This window comes from Pseudoalteromonas sp. SIMBA_162, assembly GCF_046535955.1.
Classification (GTDB): Bacteria; Pseudomonadota; Gammaproteobacteria; order Enterobacterales; family Alteromonadaceae; genus Pseudoalteromonas; species Pseudoalteromonas marina.
In genome coordinates this window covers 1-267 of record NZ_JAWJBQ010000503.1, presented here as the reverse complement: position 1 = coordinate 267, position 267 = coordinate 1, and the positions used below count along the sequence as shown (strand labels likewise).

1 protein-coding gene is annotated in these 267 nt (G+C 60.3%); it reads right to left on the bottom strand.

Going from position 1 to position 267, the window contains the following annotated elements; translation table 11 throughout:
• A partial coding sequence (locus tag R0J88_RS20690) for a lyase family protein (RefSeq protein ID WP_410900981.1) occupies positions 1-267 on the bottom strand: 267 nt, incomplete at both ends.

The window sequence follows — 267 nt, the reverse complement described above, 5'->3', positions numbered from 1 at the left end:
GGACTGCGCCATGTTCACGTCGTTGTTCGGGTGCAGGTACTGGTATTCGCCCTTGCTGTGGCCCATGGCCTCCAGCGCGATGTTGGCGATGACTTCGTTGGCATTCATGTTGGTCGAAGTGCCAGCGCCACCTTGAATCATGTCCACCACGAACTCTTCGTGGAAGTCGCCGCGGATCAGGCGGGCACAGGCCTCGCTGATGGCTGCATGCTTGGCTTCGCTCAGATGACCCAGTTCGCGGTTGGCGTCAGCAGCTGCCTGCTTGAC